12 protein-coding genes are annotated in these 14088 nt (G+C 39.6%); 3 read left to right on the top strand and 9 right to left on the bottom strand.

The window, feature by feature from the left end:
- Window positions 1–18: 18 nt before the first annotated feature.
- Entirely contained in the window at window positions 19–513 is a 495-nt protein-coding gene (locus ACPZ3T_RS06505) for a universal stress protein (protein WP_490277140.1), read from the bottom strand.
- Window positions 514–1409: 896 nt separating this feature from the next.
- Here ACPZ3T_RS06505 and ACPZ3T_RS06500 point away from each other — a divergent pair.
- Window positions 1410–2129 carry a dienelactone hydrolase family protein gene (locus ACPZ3T_RS06500; RefSeq protein WP_490274507.1) on the top strand — a complete coding sequence of 240 codons (720 nt, stop codon included), beginning with the start codon at window positions 1410–1412 and terminating at the stop codon, window positions 2127–2129.
- Between the two features lie 188 nt (window positions 2130–2317).
- Here the strand turns inward: ACPZ3T_RS06500 and ACPZ3T_RS06495 are convergent, their stop codons facing one another.
- The 3 genes from ACPZ3T_RS06495 to ACPZ3T_RS06485 all read right to left on the bottom strand — a co-directional run bounded on the left by ACPZ3T_RS06495 (window position 2318) and on the right by ACPZ3T_RS06485 (window position 6816).
- The gene (locus ACPZ3T_RS06495) at window positions 2318–4171 is read right to left on the bottom strand and encodes a GGDEF/EAL domain-containing response regulator (protein WP_490274505.1); all 1854 of its coding nucleotides are present in this window, start codon (window positions 4169–4171) and stop codon (window positions 2318–2320) included.
- 1026 nt (window positions 4172–5197) lie between these two features.
- Window positions 5198–6031: an alpha/beta fold hydrolase gene (locus ACPZ3T_RS06490; RefSeq protein WP_490274503.1), complete on the bottom strand. Its 834-nt coding sequence runs from the start codon at window positions 6029–6031 to the stop codon at window positions 5198–5200.
- 140 nt (window positions 6032–6171) lie between these two features.
- Window positions 6172–6816, bottom strand: coding sequence for a CAP domain-containing protein (locus tag ACPZ3T_RS06485; protein WP_490274501.1), 645 nt, complete (start codon window positions 6814–6816; stop codon window positions 6172–6174).
- A 3-nt stretch (window positions 6817–6819) separates the two neighbouring features.
- On the opposite strand from ACPZ3T_RS06485, the gene ACPZ3T_RS06480 reads away from it, so the two are divergent.
- Window positions 6820–6984: a hypothetical protein gene (locus ACPZ3T_RS06480; protein ID WP_490274499.1), complete on the top strand. Its 165-nt coding sequence runs from the start codon at window positions 6820–6822 to the stop codon at window positions 6982–6984.
- Here ACPZ3T_RS06480 and ACPZ3T_RS06475 read toward each other — a convergent pair.
- Together ACPZ3T_RS06475 and ACPZ3T_RS06470 are read right to left on the bottom strand one after the other, a co-directional pair.
- Window positions 6953–7654: a CAP domain-containing protein gene (locus ACPZ3T_RS06475; RefSeq protein ID WP_490274497.1), complete on the bottom strand. Its 702-nt coding sequence runs from the start codon at window positions 7652–7654 to the stop codon at window positions 6953–6955. The two genes, ACPZ3T_RS06480 and ACPZ3T_RS06475, sit on opposite strands and share 32 nt — an antisense overlap.
- Window positions 7655–8267: 613 nt before the next feature.
- On the bottom strand, window positions 8268–9011 hold the full coding sequence (locus tag ACPZ3T_RS06470) for a phycocyanobilin:ferredoxin oxidoreductase (RefSeq protein WP_490274495.1): 744 nt from the start codon (window positions 9009–9011) through the stop codon (window positions 8268–8270).
- 59 nt (window positions 9012–9070) lie between these two features.
- Between ACPZ3T_RS06470 and ACPZ3T_RS06465 the strand changes: the two genes are divergently transcribed.
- Entirely contained in the window at window positions 9071–9265 is a 195-nt protein-coding gene (locus ACPZ3T_RS06465) for a hypothetical protein (RefSeq protein ID WP_490274493.1), read from the top strand.
- Here ACPZ3T_RS06465 and ACPZ3T_RS06460 read toward each other — a convergent pair.
- The 3 genes from ACPZ3T_RS06460 to ACPZ3T_RS06450 form a co-directional block, all read right to left on the bottom strand.
- Window positions 9216–11210 carry a response regulator gene (locus ACPZ3T_RS06460; protein WP_490274491.1) on the bottom strand — a complete coding sequence of 665 codons (1995 nt, stop codon included), beginning with the start codon at window positions 11208–11210 and terminating at the stop codon, window positions 9216–9218. The genes ACPZ3T_RS06465 and ACPZ3T_RS06460 overlap by 50 nt on opposite strands.
- Window positions 11211–11217: 7 nt before the next feature.
- Entirely contained in the window at window positions 11218–11592 is a 375-nt protein-coding gene (locus ACPZ3T_RS06455) for a response regulator (RefSeq protein ID WP_490274490.1), read from the bottom strand.
- 147 nt (window positions 11593–11739) lie between these two features.
- Complete coding sequence (locus tag ACPZ3T_RS06450) at window positions 11740–13896, bottom strand: ATP-binding protein (protein ID WP_490274488.1); 2157 nt, start codon at window positions 13894–13896, stop codon at window positions 11740–11742.
- Window positions 13897–14088 lie beyond the last annotated feature (192 nt).

The following is a 14088-nucleotide window of genomic DNA, read 5'->3' as shown; positions in this document are numbered from 1 at the left end:
CTGTGGAGATTATAGATTTCAGGTTGTGCTAGGAATCCTGCCTTGAATGACCATGACCGAACAAGAGGCATGGTGAATTACATAGTTGCTCACACTACCCAAGAAAAACTCACTCAGTCCAGCCCGACCACGACGACCAAGCATAATTAAATCAGCTGGCCAACTACGAGCTACTTCACAAATAATCCGTCCAGCATCACCCATATTTTGAGCAAACCCAGTTTTTACACCTGCATTGATTGCTTGATTCATTAGCGATCGCAACCATTCTAGCCTTTCTTGTTTAAGTTTTTCCCACTGTTTAATATAGTTGTCCATTGGTTCTGATGGCACAGTGGGATACATAGTATCAGGCTGCATAAATATAGGACTTAGATAAGGATCTTCCAAGGGGGAGAGGACATGAAGCAACATTATTTCTGCATTAGTTGCTTTAGCTAAAAATACAGCTTGATCAAAAATATCTTGGCTGATTTCGGATTGGTCTATAGACACTAAAATTCGCTGATACATCATAAATTTTCTCCTAACGTGACTTATTTTTTTGAGTAAATAGAACGGTGTAAATAATTAAAGGTTTGTAGTAAGGACTTTAGTCCTTTTATAAGGACTAAAGTCCTTACTACGAACTAAATGCAATTTTGTTTACATTATTTTACATAGTTTGCTTTTTTCAAGTCGTTCTACTTATATGTAGGGGAGGCAAATTGCAGTGTGGATTTTCCTCCTGCAATATTGCCGTTGTGTTAGGCGTAAGCCGTAACGCACCGAAAGCCTTGGTGCTACCTATCTTTTCAAAAATAAAATATTAATCCTATAGATGAGCTAATCGCTTTCTTCAACCAAGATGACAATTTAGGATTATGTTCCAGTCATTGCTATATAACTTCATGATTTGTAGCTATCTCCTCATGATTATTCTCAAATTTGATACTTGAATTAATTAATCTGACAACGGTAATATATATAAAGATAACGCTTGGTAGAATTAATAACTGCAAAAATTTTACAAGTATTTGATTGATTTTTGTTAAGTCAGCAATCATCTGTAACTAGCAATCACAACTTTATTTGTCAGGGTGTTAATCCTGCTTTGATAACTAAAATAGTGATGAATAAACTGATCTCATAATTTTACATTCCTTAACTTAGATGTAGTTTTAGTAACGCACCACAAGCTTTGATAGAAGATGCGTTACGCTGACGCTCACAAAACTTACGCAAGTATCACAATTGATGGTTGGTGCGTGACGCTATAAGTCTGATGATTAAGTTGAAATACTTTTGCAGCGTCACACACCCTACATCTACACCAAAAAAAACTGGCTCTACTAATTATTAAAACTGGTGTGAGAATCTCTCAAAATTAATCTTTCAATTTTCAACAAATCCAATTTTAAGATATAGCCATGAATAAAATTTCACTATTAAATGTAGAAGAACAAATTGTCATTGTGCAACTAGACTCAATCCATCTCCAAGGAGAGTTAGTTGTACCGACAGATGCCGAGGGAATTATACTATTTACCCAAGGCAGTGGCAGTAGTCGCTACAGCACTTACAACCACTATCTTGCCCATATTTTGCGTCAGGAAGAGAAACTAGCAACTTTTTTGATTGATTTACTGAGTAGAGAAGAACAAGCAATAGATGAGCGTACCAAACATTTGCGCTCTGATCTTAGCTTTTTAGCTAAACGGGTAGTAGCTATCACAGACTGGCTATCACAGAATAATACTACTCACAATCTCAATATCGGCTATTTTGGTGTCAACGCAGGTAGTGGGGCAGCATTATTAGCAGCTACAGCCCGTCCCATGCTAGTGAAAGCAATTGTTTCCCGTAGTGGACAAACTGACTTAGTAAGTACAGCCCTACCCTGTGTACAAGCACCAACTCTGTTCATTGTGGGCGAAAATGACTACCCCATCATAGCAATGAATGAAGATGCGATCGCCCAAATTTCTGCACAACATAAACAACTACAGATTATTCCTGGTGCAACTCACCAATTTGCAGAACCTGGTGCAATTGAAGAAGTAGGAAGATTAGCCGCTCAATGGTTTAAATACTACCTCACAACACCAGGATCAAAAGACTTACATTCATCGCCAATATCATCGAATTAGGCAAAGATAGATAGTAGGGTGCGTCAGTATAAAATTTTTATTGGTATAGCGATCATTTGTCTGACTGACGCACCCTAAATATTGGATATTTTGTATATTAATTAAATCTGAAATTGGGGTATATTAATATAGATTTATTATATAAATTATCTTTAGTAGATTTTTTTTGATAAAGTATCAGTTCGTTGTTAAAAACTTACATTAAAAAAATTGACTACATCTTCACTAGGCACAGGTCGAGAAAACAAATATCCTTGTCCAAATTTACAGCCAAATTTCTGCAATTTTTCTAATTGTGTTTGAGTTTCAATACCTTCAGCTACAACAGCAATACCTAGAGAATTAGCAAAAGAAATCATAGTTTGTACAATAGCTGTACTTTTAGAACTTGTACCTAAACTACTCGTAAATGACCGATCAATTTTGATGGTATCAACAGGCAAGGTATGCAACTGACTAAAACAAGAGTATCCAGTACCAAAATCATCTATACATAGTTTTATCCCTAAAGTATGTATTTTATCCAGAATTTGAGTAGCAATAACTGATGCTTTAGTGAAAGCATTTTCTGTCACTTCTAACCTCATTGCTGACGGTGATATACGATTTGCATGGAGAATTTTTTGAATTTGTTCTACTAAATCTAACTGTTGTAATTGAACAGCAGATATATTGATATGTATAACTAGTGAATCAGCAGATGTAAATTCTTGTCGCCAATGATGTAATTGCTGACAAGCTAACTGTAAAGCTAATAAATCTAAGTTGGGAATTATCCCCATCTCTTCCGCAATTGTGATGAATTTATCTGGTGAAAGTAGTCCCTTTTGCGGGTGTTGCCATTGAATGAGAGCTTCCAAACCAACTAACTTTTGAGAAGCTAAACAAAATATCGGTTGATAGTAAAGACAAAATTCATTTTTTTCCATGCTTTGACGTAGTTCACTTTCTAGCTGAATGCGCTGCAATGTTTGCTGCTGCATTTCGGAAGTAAAAACTATATGGCAACCTTTTCCGGCTCGTTTGGCTTGGTACATTGCCGCATCAGCATCTCTGAGGATATCAGTTGGTTGTTGATAACTGAGAGTGGAAGGTAAAATGCCAATACTCACACCAATAGAAACTTGATATGTGTCAATCTCAAACGGTATATGTAATTGTTGCAGAATTAGATTAGCAATTGTCTCAACAGATTGAATCCCATCTTGATTGACAAGAAAAATTAAAAATTCATCTCCACTCAATCGGACAATTTTATCTCTATCAGAGATGCAATTTTTTAGCCGTTTAGCAACTTCTTTTAATAATTTATCTCCAATAAGATGCCCTAGATGATCATTGACACTCTTAAAGCGATCTAGATCCAAAAATAGAATTGCATATCCTTGTAGTGGTGGTTTTTGTTCAAATATTTCTGATAGATATTGCATTAACCAAGCACGATTAAATAAACCAGTCAAGGAATCATGAAAAGCTGCATAGGTTAATTTTTCGTCTCTTGCTTGTAGCTCATTGATTACCAAAGTCAGTTCTTGCGTTCGTTCGATTACTCTTTGTTCTAAATCTTCCCTAAGTTGGTATGATTGTGCTTCTGCTATCTGACGAGCGACGATTTCTTGATGAAGTTGATTATTTTTCTCATTCAGAGAACGAGTTAAATTTAGTAGGTTCAAATTCAGACGTACACGGATTAAAAGTTCTGTTGGCAGAAATGGTTTATTAATATAATCAGCAGATTCTAAATTCAATTGGGCAAATTTGCCTTCCATCTCATTACTAGCGAGCATCAAAATGAGTGGAATTTTTTGCAATCTTTGCTGATTTTTAATTTGACGGCAAAGTTCCAAACCATCTGTTCTAGACATCATGCCGTCTACTAGAATTAAGTCAGGGATAATATAATCTAATTTTTGTAAGGCATCTTGTCCACTAATAGCTGCCAAAACTCTAAACCCTGAGTCGGTTAATAAGTTACATAAAACTCTGGAATTATCCAGATTATCATCTACAATTAGAATCAGTGCAACTGTCTCTGTTTGCATATATTTATATGTAAAACTCCTGGTTTCTATTCAAACTTTCTCAGATTTACGCATCAACAGAGTTATAAATAATGGGTTCACTGATACTGGAGAATGATCAGGATAAACTTAGAATATGTCAAAAATACTGACTAAAACAGCATAATTTACCAATTCTTTAAAAAAAACGACTATTTGATTGATCCAGTTAGTTGCAAGATGCTGAACAAAATACTACAATGAGAGAAATATAATCTTGATATTGAAGTGCGATCGCTCCTGTCAAACATTAAATATCACCATAAAAATGTTTACTTTGTCTAGAGAAAAAAACATATTTTATTTGCAATTATTTAGAGTTATTTAGCAAAATATTTCCTATTTTTATACAGCAGGCAAGATAATTTAATGTATCCTACCAAAAAAATAAAAACTTATTAAAATATAGCAATCCGCTTTTATTCCTGAAATCATTGGCGTAGGAAGGGTTGGTGCTTGGGGCAAGAAGGAATAAAAGTGTACTGAGTTTTTTATGCGCTAGTTCAGGCTACGCCAACAAAGATCAAATATCAGTCCTATATATAACTTACTAAATCAACAAAAAACCTCGGTAATTAAACCGAGGTGATTAGGAGAAGTCCAAATGTCAATGGAAGATACCGATACCAAATTAAGCCTTTATGAACTAACTGTACTAGAAACATTTCTGATATTGGTGACAACTGAGTAGATAACCCTTTCTTCTCAGGCTAGCCAACCTCACTGCTTGATGTAATGATAAGCAGTTAAGTAAATTTTTAGTTTGTCAGATCAACTTATTGCTTTATATAAATTATTGTAACGAATTTGTAACGAATTGGTCAACACAACTTGACATAGATAAAATTAATATATTTTATAAGTTTTACTTATATTTAAGGTTGATTCAAAGGGCATTGGGCTAATCAATTCAAAATTCAAAATTCAAAATTAAGAACTTATAGGAATTACGTAAAGCCTGCGGCATAGCTGCGCTTAGAGCGTAGCGGGGGGGAGCATCGTTACGAATTACGAATTGCTATGATTTTCTAACCAGCAGTCAATATCACTGAGTACCTGCTGGGGTACTTCCCAAGGGAAAAGATGTGCTGTGTTAGGGTAGCATTGCCATTGACTATATTTGAGGTGTTGAGCCGTTTCTAAGCTAGACTCAGCTGTAATGTGTACGTCATCAGAAGCGGCAATTACCAAACTAGGACAAAGAATGTTTTGCAAGTCTGGGAGTCGGTTGTATCCCAAACGTAGGGCATTGTAAAGGGCGCGAGTTGCAGAGGGGGAAGTTTGTAAGTAAGCTGGTACGGCGGCTTTAGCAATGTAATTATAGGCTGTATAGGTATGTTGTTGGATCAGGTAACGAAACAGCGATCGCTTACCAAAAGTATCAATGTTCCACTGCCAGCCAGGTTTAAGATAATTTAACAGTGCAGCAATACCTGTGTAAAGATTATCTTGCCAAGTAATCGGGGGATGATTTCCACAGGGTCTAGCGGCTGTCGCCACCAAAATTAATCCTGTGACACGTTGTGGTAAACGCAAAGCCAACTCCATCGCCAAAATGCCACCTAACGACCATCCTAATACCAGACATTTTTCGATCTGTAAATAGTCTATGAGAGCTTCTAAGTCAGTTAAATGATCCTCCATAGCAAAATTGCCATGAAAACGACTTTTGCCATATCCACGTAAATCTGGAGCAAAAGTTTGGTAGCGTTTTGATAAATGATTGGTAAATACAGCAAGACTACGACCAGAGCCAGGATGACCATGTAAACACAAAATCGGAAATCCTTCTCCTTGAATATCAACTTTTAGGTTTACAGCTTTCGTAGAACTATCAACCATTGAGGTAATTCGTAATGGGCTGCGCCCCGCTACGCTAACGTAATTCGTAATTAAGAAAGTCAGATATGGTCTGAGTTTTGGGGTTTGAATGCCAAATTGATTATAAGATTTTTTTGGGGTTGATGGTTGACGGTTAATGGCTAATTATCTGTGTATCCTCCAGCGTAAGTAATTACACACATTTGTCTGTATGTGGAGTGAATACCAAAGGCTACTCCTGTCACCTGAAAAGCTGGGTTAAAAATATTAACGCGATGACCGCGTGATGGTACGCCATCATCAATAATTAATTGCATGACAATATCTTGGGCAGTGTGAGAGCCATAACTAATGTTTTCACCAGCTGTCACCAGCCAATTGCCGTAGCGACTCATACGAGTGAAGGGGTTGCTACCATCGCTACCATGATGACCTACAGCACCTTTAGATCCTTGGTCTTGGACGTGATCTCTAGCAGCCAAACACATACCTTGAGATATAGTTAATGATTTTACTGAATGAGCAGACTTGAGAAAAGCGATCGCCTCATCTACTGCTTTCACTCCTTCTTGGGTTTGTAAATAAACATGATCAGCAAGTTTAACTTTATTTCCTTGAAACCGCCGACGATAATCTTCCAAGACAGGGATGTATGCTTGGGGATTCATACGCACTTTGTTCGTCTCTTCTACCACCAGCTTTTCTAATGGTGAGATATTGTATGTTTGTGCCAATTTCTCAGAACTTTTTGGCGCAATTGTCGGTACAAGTTGCCAAAATTGTAATCCCTGCTTCAGTAAGTTCATAACTTGCAGCTAAATCAACAAGATATATTTAGCTCCAACGGCACAGTTACATTTTTCGGAAATACTGAGGATGGGGACTGGGGACTGGAGACTGGGGACTGGGGAGACAAGGGAGACAAGGGAGTTAAATATTTCTCTATTTCTCTATGTAGCCTCCTGCATAAGTGATTACACACATTGTTCTATAGGTTTTGTGAGTACCATAGGCAACACCAGTCACTTTAAAATTACCATTAAAAATATTGGTGCGATGTCCGCGTGATGGTACGCCATCATCAATAATTAATTGCATGACAATATCTTGGGCGGTGTTGGGGCCGTAGCTAATATTTTCTCCTGCTGTTGTTTGCCACTTGCCATAACGACTGATGCGACTGGCAGGAGTGCTACCATCACTACCATTATGACCAGTTGTGCCTTTTGGACTCTGATCTTTAACGTGATCTTTAGCACCTAGAGACATTCCCTTGGATATTTTTAATGTTCCCACAGGACGGACTTTTTTGAGAAAAGCGATCGCTTCATCAACAGCTTTGACTCCTTCTTGTGTGACAAGATAAGTATTACTAGCAATTCTTACCCGATTGCCTTGAAAGCGTTGGCGATAGTTTTCTATGATGGGAATATATGCTTTGGGATTTGTCCGTACTTTGTTCATCTCTTGAACTACCTGCTGTTCTAGAGGTGAAAGAAAACTAGCCTTGCTTAACAGTATCGGAGTGGCTGTTGGTGCTACATCTAAATTCGCTTGTGATCTACAGGCAGTAGATAATATTAATGTACTAGATAAAAAAGTAACTACACTTCCTAGGGTTAATAGGGGGAATTTCCGCAACATATCTTACAAACCTCAAATTTCTATAATTCACCACAAATTTTAATAAAATGTAACCAGTAAATATACCTTTGGGATATTCTGTTATCTACAATTCCCCTAGTTCTAAAATATTTTTCCTGGGTTGCATAAATTCACTTCTATCAGGTGATACATAAATATCAAACGCCCTCCTAGAAGTGAATCACCCCCTGAAATTCAGGGGGATTTTTATTTTTTAGCTAACTAACCCTATTTCTGACTTTTCACATTATGTGGAAAAACGAACATGAAACCTAACCCCCTAACCCCCTTCCCTAGTAGGGAAGGGGGAAAATTCAAAGCCTCTAACGCCCTTGTAGGGGAGAGGTACCCTGCGGGTACTCTGCGAGAACGCCTTTGGCGAACGCGGTAGCGTCTCGTTAGAGAAGCAAGCTATGGAGAGGGGTTTTCCAGAACCCGTGAAAAGTCAGACTCTATTTAGATGCGATAAGTCACATTTTTACACGAGTGATTTTGCTGAAATGAGATATATTATGTTTAATTGAATAAAAGAAAATGACCAGGATTGCGATCGCTGCCCTGGTACGACAAAAATCAAATATCTAGAGTCCTCAACAGTTAACAGTCAACAACTTCAAGCCACATAATCAAACAGCATCGTGTTCATGTAACGATCTGCCCATTCTGTACCAAAGGATTTTTCTAGAACTCGGCGGGTTTTATCATTCTGTTGTTGCTTTGTACAATAATTGCGTTGTCCTGCCAACACCTTGGAGATGTCAAGATTTGATGTTAGGGGTGTCTCTGTACTAGCAATCTGACAATGAATCGTTAAAAATTCCCGTACCCGGTTAAGAAACTGATCTTCTTCTTGAGTGCCTTCTGGACGTACAAACAGACAAAATTCTGAAAAGATATCACCCCAAGGTGGTAAAGTTCGGGGCTGGGAAAACGAGACATCAGACAAAACAGACAATTGTTGATAGTAGCGTTGGGGTAGAGTGCGATCGCTACTAACTGGAGATAAATCCGCGATCGCTGCACTAATAGCCCCACCTCTCCCACCTACCAAATCTGTGCCAAAGATGGGAAGCGCATATTCGGGATTAGGGAACATCACACAATGCAGAATATCTAAACCATTGCCCACCTGCGCCAATTCTAAATGCAGTTTCCGAAATTGGGGTGTTTGGTAGCAATGATTTTCAATAATCAGTCGTTCACCTTCCAAATGTCCCTCAACATAACCTAACCCTTCTGGAACAGAATAAGGGGACAGATCCAAATACTCTTGCCAAATTTCTTCAATAGAATCCGCCAACCTGTGGATTAGAGGATGCTGACGGCTTCTTAACGACGCTTCCATAGACTTCAACATACGCTTCTCTTTGAGTATATGATTAATACTTACCTTGACCTATAGTTCGTGCAAAATATGTGCAGATTGGGGATTGGGGATTGGGGATTGGAAACTGGGAAGATGGGGAAGTGTGGGGAGTGTGGGGAGTGTGGGGAGAGAGGGGGGAAAGATTTCTTCCCTATCCTCCCACACCTCCCACCCCTCCCACACTTCCTGCTTGCCCTATGCCCTATGCCCCATGCCCAAAATTTTTGAATTTTGAATTGATTTAACTCTTTGTAACCGCCTCAGAATGCGGTTGGCTAGTTCGACTCCCATGACTGGTTTACAGAGATAATCATCAGCACCGACAGTAAAGGCTTGATTGAGGCTGGCGGAGTCTGTTAGCACGCTGAGAAATAATACTGGCAAACGCTGCCAATGGGGATCACTGCGGAGAATCTGACAGAGTTCAAATCCGTTGATCGTGGGCATATTCACATCTAAGACTAGGGCATCGGGAGTTACAGCTTGCAGTACTGTCCAAAATTGTTGGGGGTTGGCGAGGGTTGTGACTTTAAATCCCCAGGGTTTCAGCAAGGTGGGGAGAGTGCGTAACCAGTCTTGATCATCATCCATGATCATTACTTTGTTGGGAGTTTCTGGATCTCGTAATAGATTGACTACCGCCTCAATTATTTGCTCTGGTGGAGTGGATGCTAACAGAAACAATTTTCCACCCCGGCGCATGGCTTCTAGGCGATCGCTTAATTGATCCCGATCGCTGATCACGACAATTGGCACATCAGGGTAACGCTGGGCAAATGTCTGCAATGTTTCCCAAAATTTGTTTTCCTCGATACTAACTTGATCAGTGCTTTCCGAATTAGATGAAATTTTAGGAGGCAAACGTAACAACATGAAATTGGGTTCTTGACCTAAAACATCGCAAATAGACTCTATTTCCTGCCAGGTTTTAGCTACATTCACTACTGGAGTAGTTTCTATCCGAATACCTCGACTAGCAGCGACACTTACTAGAGACTGATTGAACTCAGTATCAGAACTGACAATGAGCAATAGGGGTAACTGTCCATTGGGAATCTGAGACATTTGGATCAGTGTAGTATGGTCAATATCCTGCTGAAGAGCTGTAACCAGAGTTTTCATCAATGGGGCGTGTTTCGGTTGTAATGGCTCTCGACTCCCTAACCAATACTCCAATTGCCGGGCAATGTGCATTGTCTTGTTTAACCCAAAGATTCCCAGAGTACCCGCTAGTTTATGAGCTACTTGTTGTGCTTGTGCTTGTTGTTGGGGAAGCAGGCGATCGCTTTGTAATTCTGTCACAGTTTGTAACAAAATTCTCATTTGGTCGAGGCTTTTCGATTTCGTATTTGTCCACGTTTCATTCAGAAAAGCTAAGTATTGTTGCTGAGAATCTGCTGAAATCGGATGGTGTGAGGAATTTTTCTCGGTTTCTTGAGATGTATTAATCTGTTTGGGAGCAGCAGTATCATTTTGCTCTAGAGGTGTTTTAGATAAAGCTGTCGATTCTTCTGTAATAGGAGCTTTGAGATAGTAACCCCGTCCGTGCATAGTAGCAATAAAGTCATGAGGCGCACCTGCTGCTACTAACTTATGTCGCACCCGCCGGATATGAGAACGGACTGTTGCTTGGGAGGGAAATTCTTCAGACGACCATAATCTGTCTAACAATTCTTCAGTGCTGAATACGTGCTGACAGTCCCGCAGCATCAGTTCTAGTAAATCATATTCCATTGTTGTCAGGTTTAAGGGCAAGCCATTATAGGTGACTTCACAAGTGCTAGGGTTCAGTAGCAAATCGCCCCAACTCAACAAAGGAAAAGGATTAGCACTACCTCGCCTCAACAATGCCCGCACCCTGGCGATCAATTCTATGGTATCGAAGGGTTTAACCATATAATCATCTGCGCCGGCATCTAATCCCTGCACTTTGGCGGTGATGGTGTCTTGGGCAGTGAGTAAGAGAATAGGAGTAACATACCCCTCTGTGCGAAACCGCTTGCATAGACTGATGCCATCTAATTTTGGCAACATGATATCTAAGACGATCAAGTCATACTCAAACGTAGAACCATAAGTCCATCCCATTTCCCCATCTTTCACCACATCTACAATATAGTGATGGGTTGCTAGATTCCTAGTCAGAACTTTGATTAAGACATCATCATCTTCCACAAGCAAGATTTTCATGATGGAGTTACCAATGGAGAATCCTAGTAATTTGCTCCGGCAAATCCAAAGAGTTAAAGGGTTTGGTAATCACACCACTAACTCCCAAATCATTAAACTGACGCTTTTCTGCTGTTTGTGCTTTGGCAGTTAACAGAATCACCGGAATTTGTTCCGTCTCAGAATGAGACTGGAGTTCTTTAAAGGTAGCAATACCATCCATTTCTGGCATCATTACATCCAACAAAATCACATCAGGTTTTTCTGTTTGGGCTGTCTGGATGCCTTCCGAACCAGAACTAGCCGTGAACACTTCCCATCCCGCCGCCATTTTGATGCCAAACTGCACAACGGTTTGAATGGTTTCTTCGTCATCAATAATTAAAATTCGTTTAGTCGGCATACATTCCCCCTCATACCAATTCAAAATTCAAAATTTAATCTCGGTTTTGCGGTTGGATCTGTTGGTCGATTTTGCAGAATTGGTATGATTGACCAAGATCGTTTAGATGAGGATTCAAAGTTCATCTAACCGTACCCTACACACAGTTCAATAAGACTCACTTAAAGCTGAGTTCGGTAATGTGAAGGCAAAGGTACTTCCACACCCCGGATTACTCTCAGCCCAAATTCTACCGTTATGTTGCTCGATAATTTTGCGACAAATGGTTAAGCCTAAGCCAGTACCACCTTTTTTGCGGGAATCTGAAGAATCCACTTGTTGAAACCGTTCAAAGATGCGTTCGAGTTGATCAGATGGGATTCCTTGTCCTTCATCTCGCACCCGAAATACTATTTGTTTGGGGAAATTTTGAGTAGAAGTATCTTCTTCAACTGTTAGCCACACTGTTCTCCCTGGTGATGAAAACTTGATGGCATTACTGATTAAATTTGTTAACGCTTGCAAGATATAATCTGCATCTGCCCAGACTAAAATATCCTGTGGTTGTTTAACTAAAGTGATTTCGTGTTGCTGTGCCATTGCTTCCATTGCCTCTGCTGCTTGAATCATTAAATTGGCAGCATTGCAAGTTTGACACTCCATAATTACTTTACCAGACTCAATGCGTTGTAAATCTAGAACGTTATTGACTAAACGCACTAACCTTTCGGTACTTTCATCAGCAATTCCTAGCATTTGCTGCCCTTCCTGGGAAAGATTGCCCAATCGCCCGGTAGCTAAGATTTTCAAAGCACTGTGTAAGGATGTTAACGGAGTCCGCAGTTCATGACTGATGACAGAAATGAACTCATCTTTCATCCGTTCAATGGCTTTGCGATCGCTAATATCATTAGTTAAGGCAAAAAATCCCTTGACTGTATTGTGTTCATCTAGATGGGGGATGTAAGTAACATCAACTGATCGACAACTCCCATCCTGTAGTACAATCTCATTTTCATAGGTGACGGATTGACCAGATAAGGCGATTTTTACATAAACCTGCATCCTTTGATAGCAATCTTCTCCCCACACTTGCCGCAGATGACAACCATAAATTTCCCCCGGTGATTGCCCTAACCAATCATGGTAGGCTTGATTATTAAAGCGATATTGTTGTTGCTCGTCTACATAGGCAATCAGCACTGGTAAGGCATTGGTAATTAAGCGCAATTGCTCCTCTCTCTGTCGCAGAGTAGCTTCGGCGTGCATCCGTACATTGATTTCCTGTTGCAAGTTGTAATTAGCATCTTGCAGTTGTGCGGTACGGGCTTCCACTACTTCTTCTAAGTGTTCTAAAAGTTGAGCTTGAGACAAAGCAATACTGATTTGATCTGCCAATTGTTGCATCAATTCCAACTCAAAATCTACCCAATGGCGATCGCTGTTACATTGGTGGGCGATTAACAATCCCCATAACTTATTCTGGGAATGAGTCTTGAGAGTTTGCACAATCGGAACAATCAGTTTGGCTTTGATCTGAAATTGATCGACAAATTCCACCAAACAATCTGCCAAGCCAGCCATCGGATCATGGACATTAGCGATCGCTCTTACCCTGCCCTGAGCATACAGTTGTTGATAATCTTCTGGAAATACTTCCTGGGGAAATTCCAGATCCATGAGTGTGGGATATTCTGGTAACACCGCTTCACTAATGGTTTTACCTGTACCATCTGGTAATACGTGATAAATTAACACGCGATCGGCTTGCAAAATTCGTTGCACTTCCGTCACGGTGGTATGGAGAATTTCTTTGAGTTGTAATGACTGACGAATTTTGAGAGTGACTTCTGAAAATAATTCTACTCGCTGCTGTTGTTGTCTTAATTCCGCCTGCATTGCTTCCCGACGCTGACTAATATCTCGTAATAGCAGCAAATGACGGTGCGGTAAGACATTCGGTGTTAAAGTATACTCCACCTCTCGCTGCACCTGACTAGCAGATGAGACTAAGAGTTCTCCCATCAATGATTGTTGTAAGAGAAAACTACCAGAGTGGTTGTTACAATTACATCCCGCAGCGATGAAATTAGATAAGGTTTGCTTTTTGAGTTTTTTTGGCGTTAAACCCAGCAAATCACAAGCAGCAGTGTTGATTTTTAGGAAATAGCCCTGATCATCAATGAGTGCGATCGCTAAAGGTGCAGCAGAGCATCCCGCATCATCGGCGTTCTGAAACAAAGTTTTAATCAGACGCTTGTAAGCTTTTTGTTTCTGTTTAGATTTTTTTGCACCAGATTGCCGCTTAGAAGAACGTTTTGACACCTACATCTATATATAGGGGGACATTTCCATTGTTTACTTAACCTCAAAAAAGTTCAAATTCTATAAACTTAATGTTGGAAAATTTAACATTTTGTACAAGTTCACACCAATACGCTAGGTAATCAAATTCAAACCTCATCTAAATATATTTGTGTATAGTTCATCATCAAGCGGATTACAAACAGTTTTACC

This window comes from Aliinostoc maniaoense (genome assembly GCF_058172895.1).
The sequence above is the reverse complement of the archived record's forward strand: the minus strand, read 5'-3'. Positions and strand labels throughout refer to the sequence as shown.

Excerpts from the sequence above, each read along its gene's own strand:
- ACPZ3T_RS06475 (WP_490274497.1), bottom strand. The coding sequence starts at position 7,654 with ATGTTGCGGAAATTCCCCCTATTAACCCTAGGAAGTGTAGTTACTTTT.
- ACPZ3T_RS06460 (WP_490274491.1), bottom strand. The coding sequence starts at position 11,210 with ATGAAAATCTTGCTTGTGGAAGATGATGATGTCTTAATCAAAGTTCTG.
- ACPZ3T_RS06505 (WP_490277140.1), bottom strand. The coding sequence starts at position 513 with ATGTATCAGCGAATTTTAGTGTCTATAGACCAATCCGAAATCAGCCAA.
- ACPZ3T_RS06470 (WP_490274495.1), bottom strand. The coding sequence starts at position 9,011 with ATGTTGAAGTCTATGGAAGCGTCGTTAAGAAGCCGTCAGCATCCTCTA.
- ACPZ3T_RS06500 (WP_490274507.1), top strand. The coding sequence starts at position 1,410 with ATGAATAAAATTTCACTATTAAATGTAGAAGAACAAATTGTCATTGTG.
- ACPZ3T_RS06490 (WP_490274503.1), bottom strand. The coding sequence starts at position 6,031 with ATGGTTGATAGTTCTACGAAAGCTGTAAACCTAAAAGTTGATATTCAA.
- ACPZ3T_RS06485 (WP_490274501.1), bottom strand. The coding sequence starts at position 6,816 with ATGAACTTACTGAAGCAGGGATTACAATTTTGGCAACTTGTACCGACA.
- ACPZ3T_RS06495 (WP_490274505.1), bottom strand. The coding sequence starts at position 4,171 with ATGCAAACAGAGACAGTTGCACTGATTCTAATTGTAGATGATAATCTG.
- ACPZ3T_RS06455 (WP_490274490.1), bottom strand. The coding sequence starts at position 11,592 with ATGCCGACTAAACGAATTTTAATTATTGATGACGAAGAAACCATTCAA.